This is a genomic window from Massilia aurea, from assembly GCF_024753205.1.
Lineage (GTDB): Bacteria > Pseudomonadota > Gammaproteobacteria > Burkholderiales > Burkholderiaceae_D > Telluria > Telluria aurea.
On sequence record NZ_JANUGZ010000014.1, the window covers coordinates 1 to 5,508 of the forward strand.

General features: G+C 64.4%; 3 protein-coding genes. 2 read left to right on the forward strand and 1 reads right to left on the reverse strand.

The window, feature by feature from the left end; all coding sequences use genetic code 11:
• The first annotated feature begins 119 nt into the window (after positions 1-119).
• Positions 120-1,598 carry a DUF2868 domain-containing protein gene (locus tag NX775_RS23790; RefSeq protein WP_258838234.1) on the forward strand — a complete coding sequence of 493 codons (1,479 nt, stop codon included), beginning with the start codon at positions 120-122 and terminating at the stop codon, positions 1,596-1,598.
• A complete protein-coding gene (locus tag NX775_RS23795; RefSeq protein WP_258838235.1) occupies positions 1,595-3,130 on the forward strand; it encodes a DUF3482 domain-containing protein in 1,536 nt (511 codons plus the stop codon). Before NX775_RS23790 ends, NX775_RS23795 begins: the two co-directional genes overlap by 4 nt.
• Here the strand turns inward: NX775_RS23795 and NX775_RS23800 are convergent.
• Positions 3,108-5,222 carry a TonB-dependent receptor family protein gene (locus tag NX775_RS23800; RefSeq protein ID WP_258838236.1) on the reverse strand — a complete coding sequence of 705 codons (2,115 nt, stop codon included), beginning with the start codon at positions 5,220-5,222 and terminating at the stop codon, positions 3,108-3,110. The two genes, NX775_RS23795 and NX775_RS23800, sit on opposite strands and share 23 nt — an antisense overlap.
• Positions 5,223-5,508: the final 286 nt, after the last annotated feature.

Consider the following 5,508-nt stretch of genomic DNA (forward strand, 5'->3'; position numbering starts at 1 on the left):
TCGCTTTGCTATGCTCACTTGCCGATGTGACGAGCACGGTGCGCCACCCCACCGCCAACGCCCGTGAAACTGGTGCACAATGCATTCATCAGCATTGTCATTTCAATCACGGGAACAGCATGAATGAACAGGTTGCACGCAATGTCGTGCTGGCGCGCGCGATCGAGCACGCCGACGTCGGCCATACCGTACTGAGCGACGACGATCGCAAGTATGCCACCCGCAGCGCACGCGAGCTCGCCGCATGGCAGGCGGCCGACAGTCACACGGCCGTCAACCAGCAGCATTTCCTGCAGCAGCGCGCCGAGCAAATCCTCAAGCGTCTCGGCGAACGCACGCCGGCCTTCGGCGCTTTCCAGCGCCGCGCCCCCGGCATGCGCGGGATATGGTTTGCACTGCCGTTCATTGCCTTCGTGCTTGGTGCCGCACTAGACCGCATCGCCGATCCGCACCGGGTCGACTTGTTATCCGCGCCGTTCCTTATCATCATCGCCTGGAACCTGCTGGTGTACCTGGGTCTTCTGGTATGGGCGGTAGTTCCTGCCGCGCGCCGGAAGAAGAGCGGCGTGCCACTGCTGCGCCGACTGAGCGTGGGCAAGGCCGTGGCGCCACGCAAGCTGCCTACTGCACTGGCCGAAGGCGTTGCCCACTTTCTGGCCGATTGGGCCGTGCTCAGTGAGCCACTCACGCGTGCGCGCCTGAGCCGCACGGTGCATCTCGCGGCCGCCGGCTTTGCGCTCGGCGCCGTCGCGTCGCTGTATGCGCGTGGCCTGCTGACCCAATACGTGACTGGCTGGGAAAGCACCTTCCTCGACGCCCAGCAAGTGCACACGCTGCTGTCGTGGCTCTTCACGCCGGCACTGACCGTGTTCCCGTTCCTGCAAGGCTTCACGCTGGCCGAGATCGAGCAACTGCGCTTCGGTGGCAGCGCCGGCCTGCCGGTTGGCGAACGCTGGGTCCATCTGTATGGCGCGACGTTGCTGCTGCTGGTGATCATTCCACGTGTGCTGCTCGCGATTGTTGCGGGCCTGCGCGCCCGCCATTTGTCGCGTCACTTCCCGCTTGACCTCGACCAGCCGTATTACCGCAAACTGGCCGACAGCATCGGTACCAGCGCGCCGGCCGTGCTGCGCGTGATCCCTTACACCTACACACTCGACGAGCCGCGCGACCGCGGCCTGTGGGCGATCGCAGCTGCGGCACTGGGCGGGCAGGCGAGGGTGCAGCTGCTCCCATCGGTCGCTTATGGCATCGAACCGAAGGATGCGCTGCGCGAGACGATGCTGAACGAAGCCGGCATCACCGTCACCACCGTGCTGTTCAGCTTAGCTGCGACGCCGGAGAAGGAAAATCACGGCGCGCTGCTCGACTACCTGGTCAAGCATGTGCCGCGCGGCGTCGCCGTGCTGCTGGATGAATCGGCGCTGCTCGAACGTATCGGCGACCAGGTCGGCGCCGAACGCGCCGCCGAGCGTCATTCGCTGTGGCGGCAGTTCTGCAGCTTCCATGGTACGTCGGCCCATGTCGTCAATTTGCTCGAACCGGACAAGTATCCGCTTGAACTGGGCGCGGGCTTGACCCTGCCGGAGCTGCGATGATCCAGCCTGCCAAGATCCAGTTCGCCCTCGTCTCGCATACGAACAACGGCAAGACCACGCTGGCGCGCACGCTCGTTGGCATGGATGTCGGCGAAATTCGCGATGCTGCGCACGTAACGCAGATTTCGCAAGGCTACCCGCTGCTGTCCACACCCGCTGGCGACTCGCTCGTGTTGTGGGACACGCCTGGTTTCGGCGATTCGGTGCGTCTGCACAAACGCCTGGCCATGGCCGGCAATCCGATCGGCTGGTTCCTGCGCGAGGTTTTCGACCGCTATCGCGACCGGCCATTCTTCCTCAGCCAGCAGGCACTGCGCGCCGCGCGTGAAGAAGCCGACGTGGTGCTGTACCTGGTCAATTCGTCCGAGTCGCCACAGGATGCGGGCTATCTGCCGTCCGAGATGAATATCCTCGAATGGCTAGGCAAACCCGTGGTCGTGCTGCTGAACCAGATTGGGCCACCGCGGCCGGCCAGCGAAGAACAGGCCGAGCCACAGCGCTGGAAACAGCATCTCGCTCAGTACTCGGTCGTCAAGGAAGTGCTGCCGCTCGATGCATTCGCCCGCTGCTGGGTGCATGAACACGTGTTCTACGAATCGGTCACGCACCTGATCGCAGCCGAGAAGCAGCCCGCCTACGCGCGCCTGCTCTCTGCCTGGGCGGCGCGCAATCGCGAGCGCTATGCAAGTGCCCTGCAGATGAACGCCGAACAGATTGCCGCTGCCGCGCGCGACACTGAGGCGCTGGAGGACCAACGACCGGGCATGTTGCGCAGCGCGCTGAAAGCGGTCGGCATCGGCAAGGACGAAGCGCGCCGCCAGGAGCTGGCGATGGCGGCGCTCGTGCAGCGCCTGAACGACGGCATCAATCATGCGACGGCGCGCATGCTGTCCCTGTATCGCATCGATCCGGGGCAGGCGGTCGCTGTCAATGCACGCGTGCGCGACAACTTCGCGGTCAACGCGCCAGTGGACAAGGCGCAGGCTGGATTATTGGGTGCAGTGGTGGCGGGTGCAACCACCGGTCTGTCCGCTGACTTGATGGCGGGTGGCCTCACAATGGGCGCCGGCGCATTATTGGGCGCGATCGCTGGCGGCATCACGGCTGCCGGCGCCGCGTGGGGCTTCAATCAGGGGACGGATCGCAACCAGGCAAACGTGAAGTTCGCCGACCCGTTCCTGCATCAAATGCTGGTGGGCGCGATTCTGCGCTATCTGGCAGTGGCGCACTTCGGCCGTGGGCGCGGCAATTATGTCGAAAGCGAAGCGCCGCCGTTCTGGCAAGCAGAAGCTGAAAGCGCATTGGCCGCGCGCGGCGTCGATAGTGCGCGCCTGTGGCAATCCGTACGCGCCGCGCCGGACCTGGGCGCAGCCATCAAATTGGTGCAGGCTGTTCTGGTGCCGGCGGTGACGGCGACGCTCGCGCGCCTGTATCCGGATGTCGCGCTGCCGGGGCAGGAGCTGCCAGCAGCAGCAGCAGTGGCACCGGCCCCGGCCCCGGTGGACCTGACTAAAACTGATACTGCGCGCTGACGCCCAGTAGCCAGTTACTGCCAGGCGCCGCTTCGTAATAGCGGCGGTTGGCGTCGCCCACGATCACCGAGCCGACATAGTCGCGGTCGAACAGGTTGTTCAGGCGCGCGAACTGGCGCAGGCGCCAGCCGCCAAACTGCTGGCTCGCCTGCACGCGGGCATTGACGACCGCGTAGCCCGGCGCCGTCTGCGCGGTGTTGGTGTCTTCCGCATACACCCGGCTGTTGGCGACCGTCTCGAGCGCGACGCCATAGCGGCCCGCCGCTTCCGTCCAGCCCAATTCGCCGTAGAAGCTCGACTTGGGCACGCCCGGCAGGCGGCTGCCCTTTGGCACTGCGCCGAAGCCTTCGTCATAGATCGCATGCAGCATGCTCATGGCGATGCGCGCATTCCAGCCGGCCCCCAGCTCCGCGTCGACCGACAGCTCGCCACCCTGGCGCAGCGTGGCGCTCGCGTTGCGATAGCTGGTGCGACCGCCCGACGATGCATCGACCACCAGTTCATCCTTCGTCTTCACCTGGAACACGGCGGCGTTGACGCGCACGCCGCGGGCCACCATCGCCTTGGCGCCGATTTCGAGGTGCGTGCCGATCGCCGGCTCGAGCGCGAAGTTAAAGCCGCCGCCCGTGCCTGAATAGAACGACTCGTTCATGGTAGGTGTTTCGAAGCCGCGCGCGGCGCTCGCATACAGGTTCAGCGTGGGCGAAATCTTGTACAGCACACCGACCAGTGGCGTCGTATGACGGAAGTCGGTGCCGCCGCTGTCGTTGCCATTGGAGAGATACCGGTCCTCGACGTCGAAGTCCACGCGGCTGTGACGCAGGCCGCCGGTAAGCACCCACTGGTCGCGTTCCCATTCGACTTGCACGTACGGGTCGACGCTCGTCACGTCGTTCTGTTCGTCGCGCCGCAGATTGCCTTTCACGCCAAAGGTGTTGCCGATGAAGTTCTCGAAACCCTGGCGCGCGTCCTTGGATTCGGCCATTTCGAGGCCTGCCGTGGTGCGCAGCGTACCGCCAGCGACGGCGCGCACCGCACGCCAGTTAGCGTCGATGCCATAGAAGTCGCGATCGAAATCGATGACGCCGCCCGAGTGCGTGGCCGGCGCCTGGAAGCCGCGCGAGAACGACTGGTACTGGATCACGCGGCGGTTGCCGCCGTAAGCCGTGACTTGCAGGCGATCCTGGCCGAAGCGCTGCTCGAACGTCGCGCCGAATTGTTGATGATCGATGCTCTTGCGTGTGTCGTAGCGATCGGCCAGCGTGCGCTGCGGCGATTGCGTATCGGTGGTATCGATCTCTCCCGCGCGTGGATCGCGGCGGAAGGTATCCCATGTCACGCCCAGCGGATCCTGCGTATCGTCCTGGCGCAGCCCACTGGCTGTAATCACAAGGCGGCTGGTCGACGTTGGCTCGACCACCAGCTTGGCATAGGCCTGGTCGCGTGTGGCTGCACTGTGATCGCGGTAGCCATCGGTTTCGAAGCGCGACGCATCGATCAGGTAGCCGATACCGCCGCTGCGGCCCGACGCATTCGTATCGAGCTTGCGCTGGCCGTAGCTGCCGCCGGTGAAGCTGGCTTCGACGGTCGGCTTGTCGGTCGGTTCGCGCGTGAACAGCTGGACGACGCCGCCCGAGTGATTGCCATACAACGCAGAGAAGGGGCCGCGCAGCACTTCGATGCGCTCGGCGACATCGAGGTTGAAGGTCGCGGCCTGGCCCTGGCCGTCGGGCATGGTGGCCGGGATGCCGTCGGCAACGAGGCGCACGCCGCGCACACCGAATGCCGAACGCGTGCCAAAGCCACGTGATGAGATTTGCAGGTCTTGCGCGTAGTTCTCGCGATTGCGCACGACGACCCCCGGCACCGCCGCCAGTGCTTCGGAGGCGTTCACGCGCAACTGCGCGGCGCCGATCTGCGCCGCATCGACGACATCGATCGCGGCAGGCAGGTCGAAGCTGGTGTGTTCAGCACGCGCGCCACTGATGACCACCACGTTCATTGGATTGCGGATGTCATCGGCAATGGCGGCAAGTGGCCAGCAGGCGCAAAGGGCGGCGATCGTGGTACGGCGCAGGACAGGATGCTTCATTATTTCCCCAAAGTATTGCGTGCAGAGTGTGAAAGTTGGTCTTCTATTATTTAACCGGGGAATATACCTTGGGCGCCAGAATCGTGCTGGGGACGTCGCCGCGTGACGAAAACGTACGGTGTGAAGATTCTTTTCGGGGAAGGCTTGCGGAACCCAGGGGAGGTTTGTTATAGTTCGCCTCCGCTTCGGCACTGACCGAAAAAGTTAACGTAATCAAGTGGTTACGAGAGCAAGGTCTACAGAGAAATCTGAGACGAAGCGAAAAGAAAGAGTTGACGAGATTTCG